At 65.5% G+C, this 24,149-nt stretch carries 24 protein-coding genes; 13 read left to right on the top strand and 11 right to left on the bottom strand.

All coding sequences use genetic code 11. The features are described 5' to 3' along the window. The first annotated feature begins 128 nt into the window (after positions 1 to 128). Genes cobA through A8V01_RS02085 form a run of 5 tightly spaced genes read left to right on the top strand, consistent with a single transcriptional unit; the run spans position 129 to position 4,137 of the window. Positions 129 to 932 carry a uroporphyrinogen-III C-methyltransferase gene (gene cobA / locus A8V01_RS02105; RefSeq protein ID WP_103094304.1) on the top strand — a complete coding sequence of 268 codons (804 nt, stop codon included), beginning with the start codon at positions 129 to 131 and terminating at the stop codon, positions 930 to 932. Continuing rightward, the gene (locus A8V01_RS02100; RefSeq protein WP_103094303.1) at positions 929 to 1,225 is read left to right on the top strand and encodes a DUF2849 domain-containing protein; all 297 of its coding nucleotides are present in this window, start codon (positions 929 to 931) and stop codon (positions 1,223 to 1,225) included. The genes cobA and A8V01_RS02100 overlap by 4 nt, the downstream gene beginning before the upstream one ends. Next, a complete protein-coding gene (locus A8V01_RS02095) occupies positions 1,225 to 2,859 on the top strand; it encodes a nitrite/sulfite reductase (RefSeq protein WP_103094302.1) in 1,635 nt (544 codons plus the stop codon). The genes A8V01_RS02100 and A8V01_RS02095 overlap by 1 nt, the downstream gene beginning before the upstream one ends. After that, the gene (locus tag A8V01_RS02090; RefSeq protein ID WP_103094301.1) at positions 2,852 to 3,286 is read left to right on the top strand and encodes a DUF934 domain-containing protein; all 435 of its coding nucleotides are present in this window, start codon (positions 2,852 to 2,854) and stop codon (positions 3,284 to 3,286) included. The genes A8V01_RS02095 and A8V01_RS02090 overlap by 8 nt, the downstream gene beginning before the upstream one ends. 38 nt (positions 3,287 to 3,324) lie before the next feature. Continuing rightward, entirely contained in the window at positions 3,325 to 4,137 is an 813-nt protein-coding gene (locus tag A8V01_RS02085; protein WP_103094300.1) for a phosphoadenylyl-sulfate reductase, read from the top strand. A gap of 6 nt (positions 4,138 to 4,143) precedes the next feature. Here A8V01_RS02085 and A8V01_RS02080 read toward each other — a convergent pair whose 3' ends face one another. Continuing rightward, the gene (locus A8V01_RS02080) at positions 4,144 to 4,488 is read right to left on the bottom strand and encodes a hypothetical protein (RefSeq protein WP_103094299.1); all 345 of its coding nucleotides are present in this window, start codon (positions 4,486 to 4,488) and stop codon (positions 4,144 to 4,146) included. A gap of 185 nt (positions 4,489 to 4,673) precedes the next feature. On the opposite strand from A8V01_RS02080, the gene A8V01_RS02075 reads away from it, so the two are divergent. Continuing rightward, positions 4,674 to 5,876 carry an MFS transporter gene (locus tag A8V01_RS02075; protein WP_103094542.1) on the top strand — a complete coding sequence of 401 codons (1,203 nt, stop codon included), beginning with the start codon at positions 4,674 to 4,676 and terminating at the stop codon, positions 5,874 to 5,876. Positions 5,877 to 5,911: 35 nt separating this feature from the next. Here the strand turns inward: A8V01_RS02075 and A8V01_RS02070 are convergent, their stop codons facing one another. Together A8V01_RS02070 and putA are read right to left on the bottom strand one after the other, a co-directional pair. Then, on the bottom strand, positions 5,912 to 6,448 hold the full coding sequence (locus A8V01_RS02070) for a dihydrofolate reductase family protein (protein ID WP_103094298.1): 537 nt from the start codon (positions 6,446 to 6,448) through the stop codon (positions 5,912 to 5,914). A 169-nt stretch (positions 6,449 to 6,617) separates the two neighbouring features. Then, complete coding sequence (gene putA / locus A8V01_RS02065; protein WP_103094297.1) at positions 6,618 to 10,241, bottom strand: trifunctional transcriptional regulator/proline dehydrogenase/L-glutamate gamma-semialdehyde dehydrogenase; 3,624 nt, start codon at positions 10,239 to 10,241, stop codon at positions 6,618 to 6,620. 98 nt (positions 10,242 to 10,339) lie between these two features. On the opposite strand from putA, the gene A8V01_RS02060 reads away from it, so the two are divergent. Both A8V01_RS02060 and A8V01_RS02055 read left to right on the top strand, forming a co-directional pair. Then, positions 10,340 to 10,810, top strand: coding sequence for an Lrp/AsnC family transcriptional regulator (locus tag A8V01_RS02060; protein WP_103094296.1), 471 nt, complete (start codon positions 10,340 to 10,342; stop codon positions 10,808 to 10,810). Positions 10,811 to 10,891: 81 nt separating this feature from the next. Beyond that, entirely contained in the window at positions 10,892 to 11,761 is an 870-nt protein-coding gene (locus A8V01_RS02055; RefSeq protein ID WP_103094295.1) for an SDR family NAD(P)-dependent oxidoreductase, read from the top strand. A 15-nt stretch (positions 11,762 to 11,776) separates the two neighbouring features. Here the strand turns inward: A8V01_RS02055 and A8V01_RS02050 are convergent, their stop codons facing one another. The 4 genes from A8V01_RS02050 to A8V01_RS02035 are packed head-to-tail and all read right to left on the bottom strand — an operon-like array spanning position 11,777 to position 16,558. Continuing rightward, positions 11,777 to 14,494 carry a xanthine dehydrogenase family protein molybdopterin-binding subunit gene (locus A8V01_RS02050; protein WP_103094294.1) on the bottom strand — a complete coding sequence of 906 codons (2,718 nt, stop codon included), beginning with the start codon at positions 14,492 to 14,494 and terminating at the stop codon, positions 11,777 to 11,779. Continuing rightward, entirely contained in the window at positions 14,491 to 14,979 is a 489-nt protein-coding gene (locus A8V01_RS02045; protein ID WP_103094293.1) for a (2Fe-2S)-binding protein, read from the bottom strand. The genes A8V01_RS02050 and A8V01_RS02045 overlap by 4 nt, the downstream gene beginning before the upstream one ends. Beyond that, the gene (locus A8V01_RS02040) at positions 14,976 to 15,845 is read right to left on the bottom strand and encodes an FAD binding domain-containing protein (protein WP_103094292.1); all 870 of its coding nucleotides are present in this window, start codon (positions 15,843 to 15,845) and stop codon (positions 14,976 to 14,978) included. The genes A8V01_RS02045 and A8V01_RS02040 overlap by 4 nt, the downstream gene beginning before the upstream one ends. Further along, positions 15,842 to 16,558: an SRPBCC family protein gene (locus A8V01_RS02035; protein WP_103094291.1), complete on the bottom strand. Its 717-nt coding sequence runs from the start codon at positions 16,556 to 16,558 to the stop codon at positions 15,842 to 15,844. The genes A8V01_RS02040 and A8V01_RS02035 overlap by 4 nt, the downstream gene beginning before the upstream one ends. Before the next feature lie 221 nt (positions 16,559 to 16,779). Between A8V01_RS02035 and A8V01_RS02030 the strand changes: the two genes are divergently transcribed. The 3 genes from A8V01_RS02030 to A8V01_RS02020 all read left to right on the top strand — a co-directional run bounded on the left by A8V01_RS02030 (position 16,780) and on the right by A8V01_RS02020 (position 19,129). Next, positions 16,780 to 17,679: an SMP-30/gluconolactonase/LRE family protein gene (locus tag A8V01_RS02030; RefSeq protein WP_103094541.1), complete on the top strand. Its 900-nt coding sequence runs from the start codon at positions 16,780 to 16,782 to the stop codon at positions 17,677 to 17,679. 89 nt (positions 17,680 to 17,768) lie between these two features. Beyond that, positions 17,769 to 18,578, top strand: coding sequence for an SDR family NAD(P)-dependent oxidoreductase (locus A8V01_RS02025; RefSeq protein ID WP_103094290.1), 810 nt, complete (start codon positions 17,769 to 17,771; stop codon positions 18,576 to 18,578). Positions 18,579 to 18,586: 8 nt separating this feature from the next. Continuing rightward, positions 18,587 to 19,129, top strand: a complete 543-nt coding sequence (locus A8V01_RS02020; RefSeq protein ID WP_245892264.1) for a nuclear transport factor 2 family protein — start codon at positions 18,587 to 18,589, stop codon at positions 19,127 to 19,129. Positions 19,130 to 19,174: 45 nt separating this feature from the next. On the opposite strand, the gene A8V01_RS02015 is transcribed toward A8V01_RS02020, so the two are convergent. From A8V01_RS02015 to A8V01_RS02000, 4 genes are all read right to left on the bottom strand, one after another. Next, entirely contained in the window at positions 19,175 to 19,528 is a 354-nt protein-coding gene (locus A8V01_RS02015) for an EthD domain-containing protein (RefSeq protein ID WP_103094288.1), read from the bottom strand. A gap of 61 nt (positions 19,529 to 19,589) precedes the next feature. Then, positions 19,590 to 20,300: a hypothetical protein gene (locus tag A8V01_RS02010; RefSeq protein WP_103094287.1), complete on the bottom strand. Its 711-nt coding sequence runs from the start codon at positions 20,298 to 20,300 to the stop codon at positions 19,590 to 19,592. 6 nt (positions 20,301 to 20,306) lie between these two features. After that, positions 20,307 to 21,527 (bottom strand): toxic anion resistance protein, encoded by a 1,221-nt coding sequence (locus tag A8V01_RS02005; protein WP_103094286.1) that lies wholly within the window; start codon positions 21,525 to 21,527, stop codon positions 20,307 to 20,309. Positions 21,528 to 21,601: 74 nt separating this feature from the next. After that, complete coding sequence (locus tag A8V01_RS02000) at positions 21,602 to 22,432, bottom strand: formate dehydrogenase accessory sulfurtransferase FdhD (RefSeq protein WP_425437244.1); 831 nt, start codon at positions 22,430 to 22,432, stop codon at positions 21,602 to 21,604. A 410-nt stretch (positions 22,433 to 22,842) separates the two neighbouring features. On the opposite strand from A8V01_RS02000, the gene accD reads away from it, so the two are divergent. Both accD and accB read left to right on the top strand, forming a co-directional pair. After that, a complete protein-coding gene (gene accD / locus A8V01_RS01995; protein ID WP_103094284.1) occupies positions 22,843 to 23,691 on the top strand; it encodes an acetyl-CoA carboxylase, carboxyltransferase subunit beta in 849 nt (282 codons plus the stop codon). Beyond that, on the top strand, positions 23,688 to 24,149 hold the full coding sequence (gene accB / locus A8V01_RS01990; RefSeq protein ID WP_103094283.1) for an acetyl-CoA carboxylase biotin carboxyl carrier protein: 462 nt from the start codon (positions 23,688 to 23,690) through the stop codon (positions 24,147 to 24,149). Before accD ends, accB begins: the two co-directional genes overlap by 4 nt.

The raw sequence follows: 24,149 nt of genomic DNA, 5'->3' as shown, positions 1-24,149 counted from the left end.
GCCGATGGTGATATTTCGGAAATCCTGACTGATTTTCCCGCAATTGTGGTCGCGTAAAGCTGCCCTTAGCCCCCTCAAAGCCATTCTGGCTGGCATCCCGGCGGGATTGCGCCCATCTGCCGCAAACCATGACCGAGAATCCCTCTTCCCATGCCCACGCCAATGCGCGCCGGGGCAAGGTCCATCTTGTAGGCGCAGGCCCCGGCGATCCGGATCTGCTGACCCTGCGCGCCGCGCGCCTGCTGATGAGCGCGTCGCTGATCGTCCATGACGGCCTGGTCGATCCCGCGATCCTGGCCATGGCGCGGCCAACCGCCAGGCTGGTTTCCGTGGCCAAGGCCCGTTCGCGCCACACGATGAAGCAGGAAGATATCAACGCCCTGCTCGTGCGCGAGGCGCTGGCCGGTAACGATGTCGTGCGGCTCAAGGGCGGCGACCCCTTCGTGTTCGGCCGCGGCGGCGAAGAGGCGCAAGCCTGCAAGGCTGCGGGCGTGCCGGTTGAGATCGTGCCCGGCATTTCCTCTGCCCTTGGCGCTTCGGCCGCTGCGCAGATCCCGCTGACCCACCGCGATCACGCATCGATCGTCAGCTTCGTGGCCGGCCAGTGCAAGGGCCTTTCCGAGCAGGACTGGTCGGGCCTTGCAGGCAAGGGACGCACGCTGGTGATTTTCATGGGTCTCGCCACCGCCGCCCAGATTTCCGAAAAACTCATCGCCGACGGTCTTGCGCCCGACGTGCCGGTTGCCGTGATCGAAAAGGCGACCCGCCCCGACATGCGTGTCCTTCGCGCACCGCTGGCCGGCCTTGCCTACCTCGTGGACAGCGAAAGGGTGCAAAGCCCCGCGCTTATCGTTATCGGCTCAGTCGCCGCACAAAACCATGACGCGGCGGACAACACCATTCGCGCCCTGGCGCTGGAGGCAATGCAGTGAAGATCCTGACCGGCAACGACCTGAAAAGCGGCGCCGTCGTCTGGTGGACCGGCTTCGGCTGGTCCCTCGACGTGAACGACAGCGCCGACGTGGGCGACCATGGACCTGCGATCATCGCGCGTGAGGAAGGCGCGCAGAACGTCTTCGCGGCCTATGTCGTCGATGGCGAAAAGACCGAAGAAGGCGTGCGCCCCGCGCACATCAAGGAGCGTATCCGCGCGCTTGGCCCGACCGTGCGCCCCGATCTTACGCTCAAGCCTACCGACCCCGACGCGATCAACTGGGTGATCTGATGTACAAGTACGACGAATACGACCAGCAGATGGTCGACACCCGCGTCGCGGAATTCCGCGACCAGGTCCGCCGCCGCGTTGCCGGCGATCTGACCGAGGACCAGTTCAAGCCGCTGCGCCTGCAGAATGGCCTGTACCTTCAGCTGCACGCCTACATGCTGCGCGTGGCGGTGCCATACGGCACCCTCAACGGCACCCAGATGCACCTGCTGGGCGATATCGCGGACAAGTACGACCGCGGCTACGGCCACTTCACCACCCGGCAGAACATCCAGTACAACTGGATCAAGCTGGAAGAGACGCCCGACATCCTCGCCGAACTGGCAAAGGTGGAGATGCACGCGATCCAGACCAGCGGCAACTGCATCCGCAACATCAGTTCGGACCAGTTCGCCGGTGCCGCCGCCGATGAAATCGTCGATCCGCGCCCTTATGCGGAACTGCTGCGCCAGTGGTCCAGCTTCCACCCGGAATTCCTGGTACTTCCGCGCAAGTTCAAGATCGCCGTCATCGCATCCGAAAAGGACCGCGCGGCGATGCGCCTGCACGACATCGGCATCAAGATGGTGAAGAACGACGCCGGGGAAATCGGCGCGCAGTTCTACGCCGGCGGCGGCATGGGCCGCACGCCGATGATCGCGCCGCTGATCCGCGAATTCGTGCCGCTGGACCAGCTCATCACTTATTCCGAAGCGTGCCTGCGCGTCTACAACCGCTATGGCCGCCGCGACAACAAGTACAAGGCGCGCATCAAGATCCTCGTCCACGAACTGGGCCGTGACGAATACGTCCGCCAGGTCGAGGAAGAGTTCGCGCACCTGCAGACCCTGGCGATCGAACCTCCGCTGGCAGAGCTGGAGCGCATCAAGGCGCACTTCGTCGACCCCGCCTTCGAGACCGGCCTGTCGGACGATCTGGACCTGACCGATCCCGACTTCCGCCTCTGGGTGGAACGCAACACCACCGCACACAAGCAGCCGGGCTACATCATCGCCACGGTTTCGCTCAAGCCCGTGGGCGGCATCCCCGGCGACGCTTCGGCCGACCAGATCCGCCTGATGGCAAAGCTGGGCACGCAGTATTCGTTCGACGAACTGCGCGTCACCCATGCGCAGAACATCGTCTTCCCGCACGTGAAGAAGGCGGACCTTTATACCGTGTGGAAGGCGCTGGACGAAGCCGGCCTTGGCACCGCCAACCTCGACACCGTGGGCGATATCATCGCCTGCCCCGGCCTTGACTATTGCAGCCTTGCCAACGCCCGCTCGATCCCGGTCGCGCAGAAGATCTCCGAACGTTTCGGGTCGGCGCAGAAGCAGGCCGAGATCGGCGAGCTGAAGCTCAAGATCTCGGGCTGCATCAACGCCTGCGGCCACCACCACGCGGGCCACATCGGCATCCTTGGCGTCGACAAGAAGGGCCTGGAAAACTACCAGCTCCTGTTCGGCGGCAGCGAAGGTGCGGACACCTCGCTCGCCAAGATCATCGGCCCCGGTTTCACCGAGGACGGCGTGGTCGATGCGATCGAAAAGGCCACAGAGGTCTATCTCGCCAACAAGCAGGGCGAGGAACGCTTCCTCGACACCTATCGCCGTATCGGCATGGACCCGTTCAAGGAGGCCATCTATGGTTGATGTCCAGTTCCGCTTCCGTGACGACGAAGCCGTAAACGACCCCGCCGTCACCGTGGACGCGTTCTCCGAACAGTCCAACGCCACCGCCGTACGCATCGAACCGGGCGAGGATGCCCGCGCCCTGCTGCCGTACCTTGACCGTCTGGCGCTGGTGGAAGTCAACTTCCCGGCATGGACTGACGGGCGCGGCTATTCCGCGGCCCGCATCCTGCGCGAAGCCGGTTACACCGGCGAAGTGCGCGGCGTGGGCGATCTGGTGATCGACATGCTGCATCACATGCGCCGCTGCGGCTTCGATGCCTTTGCGCCCGACAAGGCGCTCAACCCCACCGATGCGAAGAACGCCTTCGAGCGGTGGGACAACGTGTACCAGGCCACCGTCGTCGACGGTCGCCAGGCCATCTGGGCAAAGCGCCACCCCGCCTGAGGGGCCGTACAAGTCCAAGGGCCAGAAGGGATATCCCTATGTTCCGTACCGAAACTGAAAACGAAGACCGTATCAGGGACCGCATCGACACCTCCGCCCGGTTTACCGAGGCGGACGCGGTGCGTCTCAACCGCCTGTTCCGCGGCACCGACACGAGCGAGATGCTTGAAACGCTGCTGAAGGAACGAATGGCGGGCGATGTGGCGATCGTTTCCAGCTTCGGCGCGGAAAGCGCGGTGCTGCTCCATCTGGTCGCCAGCGTGGACCCCGGCGTGCCGGTGCTGTTCCTGGAAACGGGCAAGCATTTCCCGGAAACGCTGGCCTATCGCGATACGCTGGTGGCCCGCCTTGGCCTGACGAACCTGATCAACCTGACGCCTGACGAAGCGGAAATCGCGAAGAAGGACGAAAACGGACTGCGCTGGTCGTTCGATCCGGACGGCTGCTGCGAAATCCGCAAGGTGAAGCCGCTGGCCAAGGCGCTGGCGCAGTACGACGCCTCTTTCACTGGTCGCAAATCATTCCAGAACTCGACCCGTTCGCATCTGCCGCGCTTCGAGATCGACACGACGGACGCGCAGGGTCGGTTGAAGATCAACCCGCTGATCGACTGGTCGGCCGAGCGGCTCGCCGCCTATATCGAGGAACACCAGCTTCCCGCTCATCCGCTGGTTGCCGAAGGCTATCCCTCGATCGGCTGCATGCCTTGCACCAGCAAGGTGGCGCCGGGCGAGGACCCGCGTTCTGGCCGCTGGAAGGGCTGGGACAAGACCGAATGCGGTATCCATGTCCCCGGCAAGGATGATGGCCCCGCAAGCGAACTGCCCCCCGGCTTCGATCCGGTATTCTGATCCGTTTCAGCGCTGCTTCTTCGTGATGGCGGCGTTGAAATCGGGATCTTTCTTCGCCACCCAGTCCACGAACTTGCGAATGTTGGGGTAAGCCAGCAAGGCATCCACGTCCGTGCCGTAGCGCTGGAGTTCGGAATTGGTGAAGTTGGCGATCAGCGTCTGCTGGCAGATCGGGTGCATCGGCACCACGTCCCGCCCGCCACGGCTCTTGGGCACGGGATGATGCCATACGATGGTTTCGCCCGTGGGCCGTCCGCATAGCCAGCACGGCACCGGCGCGGCCGGGGTTTCTTCTTCCTCGTCGCGGTAAAGGTCCTCGCGGGGGCCGTGTTTGGAATACTTGCGGGCCATGGGTCTGCCTGAATTGCCTTAAATCGCCATGGCCCCTACAGCGGCTCTTCGAAGGACGCCAGAGCTGGCATATATCCGCCGCCGGCGCGCAGTCCCTGATGCGAAATACTCACGGCAACGTTGCGCAATTTGCACCGCCCGGCGGGTAGCCCAATCGATTGAATGTTTCTATGTTGCAACGCAACATGACTCAGCACAATTCCGCCCCCACCCGCGCGACTCACCCCGCGCTCGTCATCCTTGCGCTTGCAATGGGTGCGTTCGCCATTGGCACCACCGAATTCGCGGCGATGAGCCTCGTCCCCTTCTTCGCCCGCGATCTGGGCCTGACGGAACCGCAGGCAGGCCATGCGATCAGCGCCTATGCGCTGGGCGTGGTGGTCGGCGCGCCGGTCATCGCGGTGCTGGCCGCAAAGATCGAGCGCCGCCGGCTGCTGATCGGCCTGATGGCGCTTTTCGCCATCGGCAACGGCATCTCCGCGCTGGCCAAGACATACGACCTGCTGCTGCTCTGCCGCTTTGTCAGCGGCCTGCCGCATGGCGCCTACTTCGGCATCGCCGCGCTCGTCGCAGCATCGATGGTGCCCGCCAACAAGCGCGCGCAGTCGGTAGCCATGGTGATGTCGGGCCTGACGGTCGCCACGATCATCGGTGTGCCTGCCGCGAACTGGCTGGGACAGGCGCTTGGCTGGCGCAGCGGCTTCGCGGTCGTGTCCGGCCTTGCGATCGTGACGATGGCCCTCGTCGCGCTCTACGCCCCGCACCAGCCTGCCGACGAAAGCGCCAGCCCCTTGCGCGAACTGGGCGCGCTGCGTCGTCCGCAGGTGCTCCTTACGCTGCTGACCGGCGCGATCGGCTTCGGCGGCCTGTTTTGCGTCTACACATATGTCGCTTCGACCATGATCGAGGTTACGCATGTTTCGGAAGCGCTGGTTCCCGCCGTGCTTGCGGTTTTCGGCGTCGGCATGACCGTGGGCAACCTGTTCTGGGCCTGGGTTGCCGACCGCGCACAGACGAAGGCCGCGATCTGCGCGCTGCTGTTCAGCGCGGCTTCGCTGGCACTGTTTTCGATCATGGCGGGCAACATCTGGACGCTGTGCATCGTGGTGCTGCTGATCGGATTCAGCGGCGGCCTTGGCACGATCCTGCAGACGCGCCTGATGGACGTTGCCGGCGATGCACAGGCACTGGCCGCCGCCGCGCATCACAGCGCCTTCAACACCGCCAACGCCATCGGCCCATGGCTGGGCGGCATGGCCATCGCGGCAGGCTATGGCCTGACGTCGACCGGCTGGATCGGTGCCTGCCTGGCGCTGGGCGGCCTTGCGGTGTTTCTGCTTACCGTCTCGCTGCACAAGCGCGAGACGATGGAAGCCTGCCCCGCCTGAAAGCCGCAAAAGGGCGCCTGAGGATCAGTGGATGATCAGGCGTCCAGCTTGCGCTCAAGGTGCATGTGGACGGCGTCTGCGGTGGTATCGAGTTCGGACACGAAGTAATTCTCTACCGGGATGCCGTCTTCGAACACGGCGGACCCTTTGCCCAGCGTGCGCGACATGAGGCGTAGCCAGATCTCGTCAGCCTCGCCTGATCGCAGCGCGGCGCGCACAGCTCCTGCCTCTCCCACGACAAGTACGGCGGCGTCTCCCGCCGCTTGCTGGGCGGCGGCGAAGGCATCGGCATATGTAGGCAGGAAGTGGAAGTCCCCGCGCGCCGGAATGCGCAGCGGCGCATCGGTGACGACGAATACCGGCGCCTTGCCCGAATAGGCATCGGCGATCCATCCGATATCGTCGGATTGTTCAAAGGAACGGCGGCTCATTACCACCGCGCCGAACACGCTGTTCAGCTTTCCGGACAGGCCCGACCCATGAAGGTCGCCCGCGCCCAGCACGCTTCGTCCGCGAGCATCCGCCCAGAACCCGTCAAGGCTGGAGGCGGCATCGACGATCAGTCTGCCCATATGTCCTACTCCCGCCTGCATTGTAATCGAATGCGGTGTGGTCGTAACGAGCCTAATCATCGACTCGAACGCTGGTTTCGCGGATTCCGGCTGAATGTTGCCCATTTGCGACAACACGAGCCGAAGCCGCCCAAAGCGGCTTCGGATTACGTGTTTTCACAAAGGGTTGTCAGCCGATCATCATCAGGCTGGCATTGCCGCCTGCTGCCGTGGTGTTGATGGAAGTCGAGACTTCTTCCAACAGCCATGCCCCGTTCGGCCCAATTCCCCGCTCATCCCAGACATGAACCGGCACGATCGGTCCCGGCATATCGGCCACCGAGTCGCAGGCGCGCAGCACCGCCTGCGCGTCCCCTTCGACGATGCACGCGGCGAATGGTTCCTCCTTGTCCGGCGCGAAACAGGCCGCGATTTCGGTGGGCAGGCCATCCGGCAATTTCACCCCTTCCACGGTGCCCCGGTTGCCGGTCGCCAGAACCGCCGCCATCTGGCCGAGCAGCCCCTCAGACGTGGCAGGCCGCAGAAGAATGCGCCCGCGGGGGTGAAGCGCGTAGATGTTGCTTTCACCCACCGGCCCCGGCAGCACGCTCTCCAAACCGAGCGACGATGCCTGTCCCAATGCGCGGGCAGAGGCGGCTGCGGCGGGTTCGCCCCTGCTTTCCAGCCAATCGATGAAAGTCGCAAGCACGGCGGGCGCCTTGCCCTGTGCCAGCACGGCGGGGGCCTGCTGCGTCAGGCGGCCCAGATAGAGCGGTCCGCCCGCCTTGGGCCCCGTGCCCGAAAGGCCCCGCCCGCCGAAGGGCTGCACGCCCACGATCGCGCCGATGGTGTTGCGATTGACGTACAGGTTCCCTGCGCGAACGGCGCCCGTCACCCGCGCCACCGTCTCGTCAAGGCGGGTATGCAGGCCGAACGTCAGGCCATAGCCGGTGGCGTTAATGCTTTCCACCAGCTTGCCAAGGTCGTCGCGGCGGAACCGCACGACATGCAGCACAGGGCCGAAGACTTCGCGCTCCAGCTGGTCGATCCCGGCGATCTCGATGATCGTGGGCGCAACGAAGGCGCCGTTCTGCGTGCCCGCGCCCAGCGCCAGTTGTTCGACGCCGCAGCCTTTCGCGCGCATGGCATCGACGTGGCGTTCGATGTTGGCCTGCGCTTCTGCGGTGATCACGGGGCCAATGTCGATGGCAAGGCGTGCGGGGTTGCCCACCGTCAGCTCCGCCAGCGCGCCCTTGAGCATGGTCAACGTACGGTCGGCGACGTCTTCCTGCAGGCACAGCACGCGCAGTGCGGAACAGCGCTGGCCGGCGCTGTCGAAGGCCGAGGCGATGACATCGGCCACCACCTGTTCGGCCAGCGCGGAACTGTCGACGATCATCGCGTTCTGGCCGCCCGTCTCGGCAATCAGCGGGATCGGGCGGTTTTCGGACGATAGACGGCCCGAAAGCTGGCGCTGGATCAGGCGCGCGACTTCGGTGGAGCCGGTGAACATCACCGCTGCGGTTTCACGCGCGGCAACCAGTGCGGCGCCCAGCTCTCCGGCGCCGGGCATGAACTGCAGTGCGTCGGCGGGGACGCCCGCTTCGTGAAGGATGCGCACCGCTTCGGCCGCGATCAGCGAGGTTTCCTCGGCCGGCTTGGCAAGCACCGGGTTGCCCGCAACCAGCGCAGCAGCGACCTGTCCGGTGAAGATCGCCAGCGGGAAGTTCCACGGAGAGATGCACACAACGGCACCCAGCGGCACCTGAGCGGCACCGAACGTGTCCCGAGCCTGCTGCGCATAGTACCGGAGGAAGTCGATCGCTTCACGCACTTCGGCAATGGCGTTCGGAGCCGACTTTCCGGCCTCGCGCATCGCCAGCCCCATCAGCGAACCGATCCGTTCCTGCATCGCATCCGCCGCGCGTTCGAGCATCGCGGCGCGCTCGGCCACCGGGGTCGTGCTCCAGTTCGACGCAGCGGCGCGCGCCACGGCGGCAGCGGCATGTTCGGCTGCCAGTTCGACCACGGTGCCCACGATATCGTCATGATCGGCCGGGTTGCGCACCGGCCTGCCCTCACCCGTCCCGCCTTCCGGTTCCGCGCGCCACTGAATCGCGGCCGAGGCTTCCAGCGTCTGCGCCAGCGCTTCAAGCGCGATCTCGTCAGTCAGGTCGATGCCGTCCGAGTTACGGCGGTTGGGGTAGAGCGCGGAAGGGCCGGCGATCAGATCATGCCGCGCGCCCGGCCGGGCTCCTTGAACTGCCATGGCGCGGACCGTCTCTACCGGGTCCGCTACCATGGAGGCCACCGGAATCGCGGGGTCAGCGATCCGGTTGACGAAAGAGGAATTGGCGCCGTTTTCCAGCAGGCGGCGCACAAGATAGGCCAGCAGCGTTTCATGCGTACCCACCGGCGCATAGATGCGGCAGGGGCGGTCCAGCTTGTCCTTGCCGACGACCTGCGAATAGAGCGGCTCTCCCATGCCGTGCAGGCACTGGAATTCGTACTGGCCCGGCGCGAAGTCGGTTCCCAGAATGGTCGGGGCCAGTTGGTAAATCGTCGCCAGCGACTGCGCGTTATGCGTGGCGAACTGCGGGAACACCGCGTCGGGCGCAGCCAGCAGCTTCTTCGCGCAGGCGACATAGGCGACGTCGGTGTGGACCTTGCGGGTATAGACCGGGAAATCGGCAAGGCCGTCCACCTGGGCGCGCTTGATCTCGGCGTCCCAATAAGCGCCCTTCACCAGCCGCACCATGATCCGGCGACCGGCGCGGCGAGCCAGATCGACGATCCAGTCGATCACGAAGGGGCAGCGCTTGCCATAGGCCTGGATCACGAAGCCAAGCCCGTTCCAGCCCGCCAGATCGGGATCGAGCGCCAGGCTTTCGAGCAGGTCGAGCGAGAGTTCAAGCCGGTCGGCCTCTTCCGCGTCGATGTTGAACCCGATGTCATAGCCCTTGGCCATCAGCGCCAGCGCCTTCACCGCAGGCACCAGTTCGCCCATCACCCGGCTGGCCTGCGCACGCGAATAGCGCGGGTGCAGGGCCGAAAGCTTGATCGAGATGCCGGGGCCTTCATAGATACCCTTGCCGGCGGACGCCTTGCCGATGGCGTGGATCGCGTTTTCGTAATCGGCGTAGTACCGGCGCGCATCGGCGGCGGTCGTCGCGGCTTCGCCCAGCATGTCGTAGCTGTAGCGAAAACCCTTGGCCTCCAGTTCGCGGGCGCGCTTCACGGCTTCGTCGATCGTTTCGCCGGTAACGAACTGTTCGCCCATCATGCGCATGGCAAGGTCCACGCCGCGCCGGATCACCGGTTCGCCCGCGCGCGCCACCAGACGGGTCAGCGCGGCGCCAAGGCCCTTGTCGTCCACCGATCCGACCAGCTTGCCGGTCACCACCAGCCCCCACGTCGCGGCATTGACGAACAGCGACTTGCCGCCGCCCAGATGCGCGCTCCAGTCGCCGTCGGCGATCTTGTCCCGGATCAGTGCGTCACGGGTGGCATGGTCGGGGATGCGCAACAGTGCTTCGGCAAGGCACATCAGCGCCACGCCTTCCTGACTGGACAGCGCATATTCCTGCACCAGCCCCTCTACCCCGGTGCCCTTGTGATTGGCGCGCAGCGTGGTGACCAGCGCCGTCGCCGTTTCACGTACCTTCGCCTTGAGATTCGCATCCAGCGTCGCGGCATCCAGCAGCGGGGCAAGGCATTCCGCCTCGTCACGGCGGCGGGCGTCGGCAATGGCGCGGCGCAGCGGGGTCATCGGGCCGACGGCGGGCGAGAACTGGGCGAAGGGAGATGTGCTCATCCGCCGATGCTATCCGATTTCCGCTTGTCGTTCTGCCTTTTCAGAGGCACGGGACGATCCATTCCGACTTATTCTTCGCACCCTTGAAGGCATATAGAATGGCAAAGCCCAGCCAAACGGTCGAACTGGACGAACTTGACCGCAAGATTATCGCAATTCTGCGCGCCGATGGCCGGATCACCGTGACCGACCTTGCCAAAGCGGTCGGCATGTCGAAAACGCCGTGCCAGGTGCGCTTGCGGCGCCTTGTCGAAAGCGGCGTCATCCGCGGCTTTCGCGCCGTGGTCGACCCCGCCAGCCTGGGGCTGGACCATGTCGCCTTCGCGGAGGTCAAGCTGTCGGACACCCGCGAAAGCGCGCTGACCGAATTCAACCGCGCCGTGCGCCGCATTCCCGAAGTGGAGGAATGCCACATGATCGCCAGCAGCTTCGACTATTTGCTCAAGGTGCGCACCGCCGATATCCGCCGCTATCGCGTGGTGCTGGGCGAAAAGATCTCCAGCCTGCCGCACGTCGCCAGCACATCCACGTTCGTGGCGATGGAAACGGTCAAGGACGTAAGCAGCTGATCGCCTGGACGGTGATGCGCGCGGCCGCGTTGACCGCCTGCGGGAGCCTCATCAGGGTGCCCACGCAGGGAGAGAGAACCAATGGCCGACCGTAAACCCGTAGCGATCGTGACCGGCGCCAGCCGCGGAGCCGGGCGCGGCATTGCCGCCGCGCTGGGATCGCACGGCTGCACGGTCTACGTCACCGGCCGCTCGCAGAAAGAAGGCGACGCCTCGATACCCGGCACCATCCACGCCACCGCGCGTGAAGTGACCGAGGCGGGCGGCAAGGGAATCGCCGTCGCCTGCGACAGCGGCGATGACGCGCAAGTCGCCGCCCTGATCGAACAGGTGATGGCAGAGCAGGGCCGGATCGATATCCTCGTCAACAATGCCTGCGCGGTGCTCGACAGTCTTTCCGCCCCCGGCCAGTTCTGGGAAAAGCCGGTGGAGATCGGCAACATGATCAACATCGGAGTGCGCAGCGGCTTCGTCACCAGCTGGCACGCCGCGCAGCACATGGTTCGGCAGGACAAGGGGCTGGTGCTGTTCACATCCTCTCCGGGGTCGATGCACTACTGCTTCGGCCCCGCGTATGGCGCACACAAGGCCGGGCTGGACAAGATGGCCTTCGACATGGGCGTGGACTTTGCGGATGCGGGCGCGAACGTGGCGGCGGTGTCGGTCTGGATGGGCTCGCTCACCACGGAACGGCTGATGCAGATGATGGAACAGATGCCCGAACGCTTCGCCCATCTGGAAGGCACACTGGAATCGGCGGGTTATACCGGCCATCTCGCCTGGGCGCTGTGGAACGACCCGGAGATGATGCGGCACAACGGACGCACCGTGATCGGCGCGGAACTGGGGCGCGAATACGGGATCACCGATATCGCGGGCCGGTTCCCGCCCTCCTCCCGCGACGGAACGGGAGCTGCCCCGCCGGTCTACGCGCGCTACAAGGTGAAGTAGAGGCCCTGCCCACGTTCATTTCACCCTGGCACCCGTCACTTTCGCAGAGCCGAACATACCCATCTTGCACTTGCCCGACACGGTATCCCCGGCGAAGACCAGATCGTATTTCAGGGTGATCTTCATCGGCTTTTCGACTTTCATCTCGAACTTCAGCTGATTGCCGCTCAGCACGCCGCCCGCGTAGTCCTGCCGCCCCTCCGGCGCTTCGAGATAGCCGGACACCGCATCGCCATCGCAATCGAAGTGCGCCACCATCTCCTGCGGCCCCATCGGCGTCTTGAGCACCATGGCCCAGTCGCCTTCGATACCGCCGTCGATGCTGGAAACCGGAGCTTCGGGTACAACGTCGATCGGCGCCGCGTCCTCGACCACAGGAGCCGCCTTTGGACCGGCGTGTCGGCCGGAAACATCGCGCTGCTCAATCACGTCAAGTATGCGCGCGGGCGTCAGCGGCAGCACCAGTTCGTCGATCTCCCCGAACGGACTAAGCGCATCGGCGATGGCGTTCACCAGCGTCGGCGGGCCGATGATGCAGCCGCCCTCTCCCACCCCGCGCATTCCGCCGATCGTCTGCGAGGGCGTGCTAGCGTGGAGATACTCGAAATCCGGCACGTCGAAGATCGTGGGCAGCATATAGTCCTTGAACGTGGCCGCCAGCGGGTTGCCGCGCGCATCATAAGGCATGTCTTCCAGCAGCACCTGCCCGATCGCCTGTGCCAGCCCGCCCGCAATCTGCCCTTCCACCACGCCGGGGTTGATGACGGTGCCGCAGTCCTCCGAACTGATCCAGCGCAGGATCTTCACGAAGCCGGTTTCCGCGTCGACCTCCACCATGCAGCAATGCGCGGCGCTGGTCATCGTCATCGGCGGCGGCTGGTAACGGAACTGCGCCTCCAGCCCTGTGGACGCGCCTTCGGGCAGGCGGCCGGGCTCCCCATAGGCGATCTCCGCGATCTCACGCAGGGGGCGCGACATTTCGGGTGCTCCGTCGATGTGGACCATGCCGCCCTCGATCGTCACCGTCTCCACGCTGGCATTGGACAAGTGCGCGGCGACGATCTTCACCTTCTCGGCCAGCAACTGCGCAGCCTTCCATGTTGCCCCACCCGCGATGACGCCCTGCCGGCTGCCCGCCGCGCCGGGAGAGAACGCCCCGATCGCGCTGTCCCCCTCGTACACGGCGACGTCCTCGTAAGGCACGCCAAGCTGCTCTGCGATGACCTGCGCCATCGTCGTCGCGGTGCCGTGGCCTTGCGAATGGGTAGAAAGCATGGCGACGACCTTGCCGGTCGGTTCGATCCGCAGATGCACCGTCTCGCCGGTCATCGGCGCCATCGATCCCGCAGCGCCGGTCGGCTCCACATAAGTCGCCACGCCGATGCCAAGATAGCGCCCCTCCTTGCGCGCCTGCGCCTGCTCGCGCCGGAACGCGGGGAAATCGACATGGGCGACCAGCTTATCAAGGCATTCGCCCGGCGTGATGTCCTCCACCGGGATGCCCAGCGTCGAGGTATGCGGCTGGTCGGTCAGATAGACGAGGTTGCGGCGGCGCAGTTCCACCGGATCGATGCCGATCCGCCGCGCGGCCTTGTCCAGCAGCGTCTCGCGTACCAGCGATTCCATCGCCCACGGCCCGCGATAAGCGCCAAGGCCCATGGTATTGGTATACCACCCACGCGTGACGAAGCCGTAGGCCGGCAGCTTGTAGCAGGGCCACATGAACATGTGCACCGCGATGTTCGCATCCTCGCCCATGGGCCAGGCGCCGTTGTTGCAGGCATAATCGCACCACGCCGCGGTTAGCCGCGCATCGGCATCGAACCCCACGCTCAGCGTCACGTCCTGTTCGCGCGCGTGGCTGGAGGCGGTCAGCGCCTCGAATCGGTCCTCGATCCACTTCAGCGGGCGGCGCAGCAGCTTTGCCGCCGCGATCACCGCCATCTCCTCTTTCCAGGGGATGTTCTTCAGCCCGAAGCCGCCGCCCACGTCCCTGGCGATGACACGGATCGCCTCTGCGGGCAGCTCCAGCACTTGCGCAATGTAGCGCGCGGCAAGGTGCGGGCTCTGGCAGCCGAGCCAGACCGTCATCTCGTTCGCGCCGTCCGGCGACACGGCGCAGGCCCGCGCCTCCATCGGCGACTGGGCGATGCGCTGGTGGCGCACGCGGGTGCTGACGACATGCGCGGAAGCATCAAGCAGCGGCTGGATCGCATCACGCGTGTCCTCGTCTCCCATCTCGGCCGCCACGTTATCGTCGCGATCGGGGTGGACGAGCGGGCCGGTCTTCGCATCCGCAATGGTGACGACCGGTGCTTCCTCCTCGATCGTCACTTCGACCAGCGATGCGGCGTCCTCCGCCTGTGCCCGGCTTTCCGCGATCACCATAGCGACCGGATCGCCCACACAGGCGACGCGCCCGTCCGCAAGCAGCGTCACCGGGGCCTCCATGGGGGTGAAAAAGAAAGTCTGGAACCGCACCGGCACCGCCGCGAGATCGGCCTGCGTGTAGATCGCATGGACGCCGGGCATCGTGCGCGCCGTTTCAAGGTCGATCGCAACGATCCGCCCCCGCGCCACGGCGGAGCGTACATAGGCGACGTGCAGCATTCCCGGCACCCGCACATCGTCCGTGAACTGCCCCCGCCCGGTAAGCAGCCGCCCGTCCTCCTTGCGCGGCTGACGCGTGCCGACATAGCGCGCCGCGCCGATACCCCTTGCCCCGGCGTTCATGCCCCCTCCCTCATCCCGTCACCTGCAAGCTGGCGGATTGCGCGGCGGATGCCCTGATAGCCGGTGCAACGGCACAAGTGCCCGGACATCGCGCTGGTCAGCGCGTGCTCAAGCCCTTCTCCCGCGTGGTCGCGCGTGACGGCGGCAAGCGTCATCGCGACCCCCGGCGTGCAGAAGCCGCATTGCAGCCCGAAGTTGTCCTTCAGCGCCTGCTGAACAGGATGCAGCGTGCCGTCCGGCGCGGCGAGCCCCTCCACGGTGGTCACCTGGGCCCCGTCCGCCTGCACTGCCAGCATCAGGCACGATCGCATGGCCACCCCGTCCACCATGACGGTGCAGGCGCCGCAGACCCCATGCTCGCAGGCCAGATGCGTGCCGGTATAGCCGAGGGTATCGCGCAGGAATTCGCCCAGCCCGGTGCGCGCTTCGACCCGCGCGGAATGGCGGTGGCCGTTGACGGTCAGATCGATGACATGCTCGCTCATGCGGCGCTCCTGATGCCCAGCGTTTCGGCAAGCGCCCGCGCGAAGATGCGCGCGCCCACGGTGCGGCGGTATTCGGCGCTGACATGGTGGTCATCGAACGGCGCGGTATCGGCAAGGGCAAGGCGCGCCATGGCCTGCGGGTCGATACGATCGAGCGCCGAGCCGACAAGTGCATCTTCGGCCTGTCGCGCCCGGATCGGCGTTGGCCCCATCCCGAACCAGCCGACCCCGGCGCGCGCGATCAGCCCACTCTCCAGCGCCAGCGCTCCGACAAGGCCGACAAGCGCGAAGTCCCCCGGCCGCTGCGCCACTTCGCGAAACAGCACCAGATGCCCGTCCGGCCAGTCGGGATAGACCACGCCGGTCACCAGTTCGTCCGGCTCCAGCACGGTCATGTAGGGGCCAAGGTAGAATTCGTCGGCCGGGACGGTGCGGGTGCCGCGCACCGACGCAATCTCGATCCGCGCTCCGAGCGCCACTGCCGTCGCGGGCATTTCCGCCGCCGGTTCGCCCAGCGCGACGGAACCGCCCACGGTGCCGCGATTGCGCGTCTGGTAATGCCCGACATGGCCCAGCGCCGTCACGAAGGCAGGGAGATGGCGCGCCAGCGTTTCATCACGCAGGGCATCGGCCTGCCGCGTAGCCGGGCCGACCCGCGTGCCCCCCGCCACGCGCGTCACGCCCTTGAGCGCGGCAATGTGGTTGATGTCCACAAGGATAAAGGGCTGGCTCATCCGCAGGGCCAGCAGTGGCATCAGCGTCTGCCCGCCCGCGATGACCGTGGCGCCGCCGCCCGCCTCAGCCAGCACGCGGCAAGCTTCCTCGACGCTGGAGGGGCGGACGTAATCGAACGGCGCGGGCTTCATGCGCCGCGTCCTTTCCCATGCCCGAAGCCCCGGCGCCCTGCCTCATAAGCGGCGGCGGCCGTCACCACCAGCAGGACCGCCACGACCACCATCGTCGCCGTGCCCGTCGCCGCCAGCATGTACCCCGTCACCAGCGCCAGCACGACGGCGGCCACCCAGCCCCACAGCGCGCCCGGCGCAGGCAGAGGCGGGGCCATGCGCGCAACCGCCGGGATCGCTCCCCCTGCGACCTCCGGCGGCGCGGCAGCATTTGACGCCGCCGCAACCTTGCCCTGTCCCCCGACGACCTGCCCGAACCGTTCGAAGAACTTGCCCGCAAGGTTCTTCGCCGTCGCATCGATGATCGGCCCGCCCAGTTGCGCCATGCGCCCGCCGACTTCGGCATCGACGTCATACGAAACCAGAGTGCCGCCTTCGACGTCGGACAGGCGCACCTTCGCGCCGCCCTTCGCCGACCCCGCGATGCCCCCGCTGCCCGATCCGGTAATCGTGTAGCCATTGGGCGCATCGAGGTCCGACAGTGTGACATTGCCTTTGAACCGCGCGCCGATCGGGCCGATCTTCACTTCGGCAACGGCAAGGAAGCCGCTGTCGCCGTCCCGCTCAAGGCTCTGGCAACCGGGAATGCACTGGGCCAGCACCTGCGGATCGTTCAGCGCCTCCCAGACTTGCGGCCGGGGTGCGGCGATGCGCTGCTCGCCCGTCATCTGCATTCCGGTATCTCCCCAGCCTCTTCTCGTTACCCCGGATTGAACGCCGGGAACGAACCGGATGCAAGAGGTTATGAGCGATTGTGTATCTCATGTTCCGGCAACCCGCGGGGTCAAGCCATGACGATACCGCCCCGGCGTTGCCTTTACGCCTCGTCGCACGGCGCCCCGCTGGTACCATCACCCGGCGCACGTCAGATGCGCGATGAGAGGGGATGCTGCCGATGGCCCAGCTTTTGCCGGGAGAATACGCCACGCTGGCGCAAGGCACTTATCTTGAAGGACTGGCGGTCGATCACCAGCGCAACGTGATCTGGTACAGCGACGTGGTTGCCGGCGGCATCCATGGCGTGACCCCGCAAGGCACCAAGGTCGCCGTGCTGGACCCGGATCGGATGTGGACCGGCGGCATCCTCGTCAATGCGGACGGCGCCGTCCTCTCCAGCGGTCAGGGCGGCATACGCTGGAACGATCCCGAATCCGGCCGCGGCGGCTGGCTGATCGACACGCTGGGCGGCTCCCCCGTCAACGGCATCAACGAGATGTGGCCCGACGGCGAAGGCGGCATGTTCTTCGGCACGCTGGACATCGAAAGCGTCATCGCCGCCCGTCCTGCGCGCCCGACCCAGCTGTGGCGACTGACGCGTGACGGACAGACGCACCTGCTTGCCGATGGACTGTGCTTCACCAATGGCATCGCCTGTAATCCCGGACTGGCGCAGTTCTATTGCTCGGAGACGTTCGGGCAGGCACTGGCATGGGATGTGACGCCGGATCTGCAACTTACCAACCGCCGCGTGCTGCTTGACCGCAACGACTGCGACGGGCTGGCGATAGACAGCGAGGATACGGTCTGGATACCCGGCGTATATTCGCCCGGCATCATCCGGCGCGTTACGCCAGCGGGCAAGGAATTGCCTCCCGTCACCACCCCGCCCGGCGCGACCACGCAAGTACGCTTTGGCGGCGTGGACGGATGCGATATCTACATTACCCTTGTCCCCGCCGACGCGGGGGAATGCCTGAGGACGGGAAGGCCGCTTTCGGGCACTTCCTCCCTCCGGCGCGGGCGGTCGGCTGTGCCCGGCATCAAGGTGGGGACGACCCGCTTCGACCTGATCTGACGCCGGGGCGATGACGAGACAGGAATGCTGTCACTCCGCCTTCCGCCAAGCTAGCACCTGCGCAAACAGAAGCCTTCCAAGGAGAGAGCATGACCACCGGAACCGTCGTCATCACCGGAGCGGCAGGCGGCATGGGACGCCCCGCCGCGCAGCGCTTTGCCGCGCAGGGACGCCCGCTTCTCCTGTGCGATCTGAACGCCGAACGGCTGGAAGCATTGGCCCAGGAGCTTCGCCCTGCTGCCGGCAAGGTGGACATCCTGGCCGCCGATATCGCCGCAGAAGACTTTCCGGCACAGATCCTCGCCACGCTGGGCGGCGCGCCGATTTCGGCCCTGATCCACACCGCCGGGCTTTCCCCCACGATGAGCGACGGCGCGCGCATCTTCGCGGTCAACTATGATGCAACCGAACGGCTGGTGGCGGGCCTGCTGCCGCACTTCGAGGCCGGCGGCTGCGCCGTGCTGATATCATCGGTATCGGCCTATATGCTGGGCGATCCGGCGCTGCTGGCATCGATCCGCGATTTCGTACTGACCGGCAAGCGCGATGGTATCTCCGGTTACATGGACCACCCCGGCATGGCCTATGCGATCTCCAAGCGGGCGGTCATCGGCATCGTGGAGCGTGATGCGACCGCCTTCGGTCAACGGGGCCTGCGCATCGCCTCGATCGCGCCGGGCTTCATCGCCACTCCCATGGGCAATGCCGAGGCGGAAGCGAACGAACAGCTGCGGGCGATGATCGGCATGGTGCCCCAACGGCGCATGGGCCAGGGCGATGAAATCGCGTCGGTGGCGGAATTCCTGTGCTCCCCCGCCGCGTCCTATGTCAGCGGCGTCGATATCCGCGTGGATGGCGGGATCATCGGGCTGCTCAACACGAAAGGCAGCGGCCAATGAGCGACCCAATGAGCGATCTGGCCGCCACCGTCGCCTACCTCAAGGACCGGCAGGACATCCTGGACTGCATCGTGCGTGAATGCCGCGCGCGCGATCGGCAGGACGTGGAACAGATCGCCTCGTGCTGGTGGGAGGACGGCGTGGACGAACACGGCGCCGTGGTGACTTTCGCGCCCGACTACCCCGAACGCGCCAATGCCGGTCATCGCTGGGGCTTTCAGGCGACCAGCCACAACATCACCAACCACCTGTGCGAGATCGACGGCGATACGGCCAATTGCGAAAGCTATGTGGTGGGCGGGCTGTTCTGGAAGGATTCCAGCCACACCTCGATCGCGTTCGGCCGCTATCTAGACCGGCTGGAGAAGCGCGACGGCGAATGGCGCATCCTGGTGCGCCGCTGCACGATCGAGATGACAGCGGATGCCGATCCGAACTGGGTTTTCTCGGACGCGGTGAAGGGCTTCCTCAAGCACCAGTGGAGCCGGGAAGACCCGTCTTACGAACGGCCGATCACGTGGAAGCCCAAGGAGGAAGGGTTGCGGTGGTAAGCAGCCGCATCCTCGCGCGCCGAACAGGGGGCGCCGCCAGCCCCCTCACCCCAGGTCCGTCTCCTGCTCCACCACCGTCGCGATGCGGAAGGATGCACGGTCGAACAGGTTCTTCTCATCCTCGACGATGATGTCGGGCATCAGGCTGGTGGTGATATAGGCCAGCGTGGCGCGAAAGATCTTCTCGTCCGCGAACCACAGTTCGGTGATGACGTCGGGGCCATCGGTGAACGCCCCCGTTTCAGGGTGCGGCTGCGCATCGATATAGCGGCGGATGTAGCGCGTAACCCCGCGCGAATACTTCGCGGCAAGCGGCGCATGATGCGTTTCGTAATAGTCGCGAAAGGCTTCGACCGATATGTCCGGCCTGCGCTTCATGAACAGCAGGATCTTGTGCATCCCGCCCCGATAGCACGCCGCCGAAACGGGCGCGCGCCGCCCCGGCGATGCCTCCCTCCGATCACTCCTTGTCGAGATATTTCACTTCAAGGAAACGGCCACGCGTGGCCAGGGCATCCACGTCATTGCGGGACAGATCCTCGCTCATCGCCTCGATCTGGTCGGCGATTACGCAAAGGCCATCCACCAACTGCTCTGACGGGGAAGTACCGCCCGCACCCTGCTTCCCGCGCAGCTGCGCGGGGATGCGGGTGTAGCTGTTGACCATTTCGGGCAGATGTTCGGTCAGCAGCTTGCGCACTTCGCGCGCTGCAGGCCCGCGTTCGTCGAGCACGGCCAGTTGCGGTGCCAGCTGTTCCAGCCGCACGCCGATCATGTCCACCGCATCGACAGCGGCATTGGGCAGCGCCTTGCGCTTTCCTTCCAGCCACAGTTCGGTGGACCCGGCCAGTTCGGGCAGGCTGGCCGCGTTCAGATCCTCCACATGCGTGCGCGGGGTGGCGGGGAAGATGGAGAGCACCACGAACACAGCGATGCCCAGCAGGAACGTCAGCATCGTCGCCGTGAAGGATACTCCACCCAGCGCCAGCGCCGCGACCAGCCCGGCGATGTAGATGCCCACCATCGCCAGAAACGCCCGGCGCAACCGGCGCATGCGAAAGCGCCACTGATCCTTGCGCGCGTTGTACAGCCGCGCGGCCCGCTGGCGACGGGCGGCGCGCACGATTTCCTGCGATACGCGTTGCGAGTTCTTGGCCGGAACCTGAGCCATCGTGGGTTAGTCCAGTGCCTCCAGCAATGTCTTCGCGGCGGCATCGTCGCCTGCCGCCAGCCCTTCGGACTGCCCCTGCGCGCGGGCGATATAGGCCTTGGACTTGCCGATCTCCCCTTCCAGCGAGGTCACCGTCTGCTTCATCGAATCCAGCGCCTTGAGCTTGAAGGTGTCGATCGAATCCATCGTGTCGTAGATATTCTGGAACGCGCGGCTGAGCGTTTCCAGCGGAATGGTGGAATTCGCCGCCTGTTCGTGGATGCGGGCGGTATTGTCCTTGAGCATCTGGCCGGTGCCGTCGATGATGTTAGCGGTCGTCGTGTTGAGCGCAGTGATCTGGTCCAGCACCAGCTTCTGGTTCGCCATCGCCTGCGCCACCGTGACCGCCGTGCGCAGTGCGCCGACCGTGGTGGTGGAAGCGCGGTCGACACCCTTCACCAGTTCGACGTTGTTCTTCTTCACAAGGTCCAGCGCCAGATACCCTTGCACCGAAACCGCCATCTGCGTCAGCAGGTCCTGCGTGCGCTGGCGCACATAGAACAGAGCCGATTCGCGCACCGCCTTGGCCTTGGCCGGGTCAGTATGATCGAGATCGTTGGCCTTCTGCTCAAGCGCGTCGTCAAGCGTGCGCGCCATGTAGATCATCTGTTCGAGCTTGCCCATGGCGGCCCACAGGTTCTGGCGTTCCACGTCGATGGCGGCATTGTCCATCAGCAGTTCGTCCTTGCCGCCCTGCAGGCGCGCCAGGATCGCGCTGATATGGCCCTGCGCGCTCTGGTAGCCGTCGAAGTAGTTCTTCAACTTGCTGCCGAACGGAATCACGCCGAAGATCTTGCGCGGTTCAAGCAGCTTGCCCTTGCGGCTGGGATCCAGATCCTCGACCGTGCGGCGCAGTTCGGCAAGGTCGGCACCCACGCCTGCATCCTTGTCCATCGCCCGCACCGGGCGGTCGAGGAAGCGGTTGGAATGGCTGGAGGCGTCCGAAATTTCCTTGCGACCCATGTTGGTGATCTGATCCACCTTGCGGCCGAATTCCGGCGAGGCGGCGTCTTCGGAGACAAGGTCGTTCACGAACTCGTCCACGCGCACCTGCAGCTTGGATTTCGCCTCGTCCCCGATGGCGACAAGGCCCGCCGCGCGCTCGGGCGCCACGGTGGGCACCGGATCGGGCGGGGTCAGCTTCAGTTCGCCAGCGGTATCAGTGCCGAATGCGGGGCCGGTGGCCATGTGTAATCCTTGTGAAAACCCGGTTGTCAGCGAACCTATGTGCGCACACGCCTGTCTGCAAGGATAACCGGGGTTCAGCCTTCGACGAACCGCTGACCGGGATCGACCATGAGCATGGAATCCCCACGCGCCACGACCGCCAGCCTCAGTCCCGCCGCTTGCGCGCGACGCACCGCAAGGTCGGTGGGGGCAGAGATCGTAACCAGCAGCGGGCACACGGCCCGCACCGTCTTCTCCACCAGTTCATAGGAACAGCGCGATGTCATGACGATGAAGCCCTGCGCCGGATCGATGCCCCGCCCGCCATCGGCCCGCGCCAGTGCGCCCACCAGCTTGTCCAGCGCATTGTGCCGCCCCACGTCCTCGCGCAGCGCCAGAACCTCCCCCTTCTCGCTGCAGAATGCCGCGGCATGGGTCGCACGGGTCAGCGAGCCCAGAACCTGCCCTGCGCGCATGGCATCAAGGGCACGACCGATCGCCTGCGGGCTGACCTGAGATGCAAAGGCCTGAGATGCAAGGGAAAGTGCGGGCAACGGGCGCAATGCGGCCTCCACCCCCTCGATCCCGCAGATGCCGCAGGAACTATCTCCCACCCGCCGCCGCGCGCGTTCCAGGATCGGGCCGAGCCGTTCGGGCGGCAGGTTCACCCGCGCGACATAGCCCTTGCCCCATTCGGCATTGTCCGTCGCATGAACGGCCACTTCACCGACCTCCCCGGCCAGCGCCAGCCCCTCGGCCATCAGGAAACCTGTGACGAAATCCTCCAGCGCCAGCGGTGTCGCCATCATCACCGCGTAAGCGATGCCGTTTGTCTCGATCGCAACAGGCGCCTCGACCGGGACGGGGGACGCAAAAGCGTCTCCCTCTGCGCCGTCATACGTGGTGCGGCGAAGGTCGATGCGCACCGCGCCGGGACTGTCAGCAAGCTGTTCCAGTGTTCACTCCAACACACAAAAGCGCCCCAACGCCACGTCGAAGCTGCTGCAAAGGATTACAAAGCCTATTTGGCCCTTCCGATCACCCAATTTCCAGACCAGATTTTCCATAGGATTGATTTATAATGATTTTCTTTCAGGTTGCCCAATAGGGAAAGCAGCCGTGCCGCGCGACGGGAATACCCCTCTGCGCCCCAGTTGCCCACAGGTTGGGCTGAATTGGCTTGCGGCCTTCACGCGGATTCCTCTAATGGGCGCGCCTTGTATGGCTCCGGCGCTCTATCCGGGTCGCCGCCGTACACGCACGAGACGCGCCGAAACACATGGGGAAAAGGCCAGTCTCGAAGGCCCTTTTTCCACGAAGATTGGTACGAAATCGAATGAGTTGGCTCGACAAAGTCCGCAATTCCATATCGAGCCTCGCCAAGCGCGATACGCCCGACGAACTCTGGATGAAGTGCGCCAGCTGCGGCGAGATGCTCTTCATCAAGGAGTTCGAGGCCAATCTTTCGGTTTGCCCCAAGTGCGAGCACCACGGCCGCATCGGCGCCAAGGCGCGCTTCGACCTGCTGCTGGACACCGGCTACACGGTCCTGCCGACGCCCAAGGTTCCCGAGAACCCGCTGAATTTCCGCGATACCAAGAAGTATCCCGATCGCCTCAAGGCCGCCCGCGCCACCAATCCCTACCCCGATGCGCTGACCAACGCCTACGGTGCCGTGAACGGCGCCAAGGCCGTGCTGGGCGTGCAGGACTTCAAGTTCATGGGCGGCTCGATGGGCATGGCCGTGGGGGAGGCTTTCGTCGCCGGCGTGGAAAAGGCGATCGCTGAAAACTGCGCCTATGTCATCGTCACCGCAGCGGGCGGCGCGCGCATGCAGGAGGGCATCCTGTCCCTTATGCAGATGCCCAAGACCACCGTGGCCACCCGCCGCCTTGCCGCTGCGGGCCTGCCCTATATCGTTGTCCTGACCGATCCCACCACCGGCGGCGTGACCGCCAGCTACGCCATGCTTGGCGATGTGCAGATTGCCGAACCCGGCGCGCTCATCGGCTTTGCCGGCCAGCGCGTGATCCAGGACACCATCCGAGAAAAACTCCCCGACGGCTTCCAGCGCGCCGAGTACCTCCATGCCCACGGCATGGTGGACATGGTGGTCCACCGCAAGGACCTGAAAGACACGCTGGCAACGCTGCTCGGTTATCTTGCACGAAAGGAAGTCGCGTGAATATCGATAGCGCCCTGGTTCGCGAACTCGCAGAACTGCTGGCCGACACCGGCCTGACCGAGATCGAGGTCGAGGATGGCGATCGCAAGATCCGCGTCTCGCGCCAGATGGCCCAGCAGATCGCCGCGGCCCTGCCGCCGATGGGCTATGCCCCGGCTGCTGCCGCGCCCGTCGCGGCTGCTCCGGTTGCCGCCGAGGCTGCGCCCGCCGCTGCCGCTGCGCCGGTCGATGCCGTGAAGTCACCGATGGTCGGCACCGTCTACCTCGCCCCCGAACCGGGCGCGGCTGACTTCATCACCGTCGGCAAGACCGTGAAGGCCGGCGACGTGCTCCTCATCGTCGAGGCGATGAAGGTCATGAACCAGATCGTCGCGCCCAAGGCCGGCACCGTCACCGCGATCCTCGTCGACAACCAGCAGCCGGTCGAATTCGACCAGCCGCTCGTCGTGATCGGCTGA

It is taken from the genome of Novosphingobium guangzhouense (genome assembly GCF_002896965.1).
Taxonomy (GTDB): domain Bacteria; phylum Pseudomonadota; class Alphaproteobacteria; order Sphingomonadales; family Sphingomonadaceae; genus Novosphingobium; species Novosphingobium guangzhouense.
Note: the sequence above shows the minus strand (reverse complement) of the source record. Positions and strands in the feature narration are given on the sequence as shown.

Excerpts from the sequence above, each read along its gene's own strand:
- cobA (WP_103094304.1), top strand. The coding sequence starts at position 129 with ATGACCGAGAATCCCTCTTCCCATGCCCACGCCAATGCGCGCCGGGGC.
- A8V01_RS02095 (WP_103094302.1), top strand. The coding sequence starts at position 1,225 with ATGTACAAGTACGACGAATACGACCAGCAGATGGTCGACACCCGCGTC.
- A8V01_RS02090 (WP_103094301.1), top strand. The coding sequence starts at position 2,852 with ATGGTTGATGTCCAGTTCCGCTTCCGTGACGACGAAGCCGTAAACGAC.
- A8V01_RS02085 (WP_103094300.1), top strand. The coding sequence starts at position 3,325 with ATGTTCCGTACCGAAACTGAAAACGAAGACCGTATCAGGGACCGCATC.
- A8V01_RS02080 (WP_103094299.1), bottom strand. The coding sequence starts at position 4,488 with ATGGCCCGCAAGTATTCCAAACACGGCCCCCGCGAGGACCTTTACCGC.
- A8V01_RS02075 (WP_103094542.1), top strand. The coding sequence starts at position 4,674 with ATGACTCAGCACAATTCCGCCCCCACCCGCGCGACTCACCCCGCGCTC.
- A8V01_RS02070 (WP_103094298.1), bottom strand. The coding sequence starts at position 6,448 with ATGGGCAGACTGATCGTCGATGCCGCCTCCAGCCTTGACGGGTTCTGG.
- putA (WP_103094297.1), bottom strand. The coding sequence starts at position 10,241 with ATGAGCACATCTCCCTTCGCCCAGTTCTCGCCCGCCGTCGGCCCGATG.
- A8V01_RS02060 (WP_103094296.1), top strand. The coding sequence starts at position 10,340 with ATGGCAAAGCCCAGCCAAACGGTCGAACTGGACGAACTTGACCGCAAG.
- A8V01_RS02055 (WP_103094295.1), top strand. The coding sequence starts at position 10,892 with ATGGCCGACCGTAAACCCGTAGCGATCGTGACCGGCGCCAGCCGCGGA.
- A8V01_RS02050 (WP_103094294.1), bottom strand. The coding sequence starts at position 14,494 with ATGAACGCCGGGGCAAGGGGTATCGGCGCGGCGCGCTATGTCGGCACG.
- A8V01_RS02045 (WP_103094293.1), bottom strand. The coding sequence starts at position 14,979 with ATGAGCGAGCATGTCATCGATCTGACCGTCAACGGCCACCGCCATTCC.
- A8V01_RS02040 (WP_103094292.1), bottom strand. The coding sequence starts at position 15,845 with ATGAAGCCCGCGCCGTTCGATTACGTCCGCCCCTCCAGCGTCGAGGAA.
- A8V01_RS02035 (WP_103094291.1), bottom strand. The coding sequence starts at position 16,558 with ATGCAGATGACGGGCGAGCAGCGCATCGCCGCACCCCGGCCGCAAGTC.
- A8V01_RS02030 (WP_103094541.1), top strand. The coding sequence starts at position 16,780 with ATGGCCCAGCTTTTGCCGGGAGAATACGCCACGCTGGCGCAAGGCACT.
- A8V01_RS02025 (WP_103094290.1), top strand. The coding sequence starts at position 17,769 with ATGACCACCGGAACCGTCGTCATCACCGGAGCGGCAGGCGGCATGGGA.
- A8V01_RS02020 (WP_245892264.1), top strand. The coding sequence starts at position 18,587 with ATGAGCGATCTGGCCGCCACCGTCGCCTACCTCAAGGACCGGCAGGAC.
- A8V01_RS02015 (WP_103094288.1), bottom strand. The coding sequence starts at position 19,528 with ATGCACAAGATCCTGCTGTTCATGAAGCGCAGGCCGGACATATCGGTC.
- A8V01_RS02010 (WP_103094287.1), bottom strand. The coding sequence starts at position 20,300 with ATGGCTCAGGTTCCGGCCAAGAACTCGCAACGCGTATCGCAGGAAATC.
- A8V01_RS02005 (WP_103094286.1), bottom strand. The coding sequence starts at position 21,527 with ATGGCCACCGGCCCCGCATTCGGCACTGATACCGCTGGCGAACTGAAG.
- accD (WP_103094284.1), top strand. The coding sequence starts at position 22,843 with ATGAGTTGGCTCGACAAAGTCCGCAATTCCATATCGAGCCTCGCCAAG.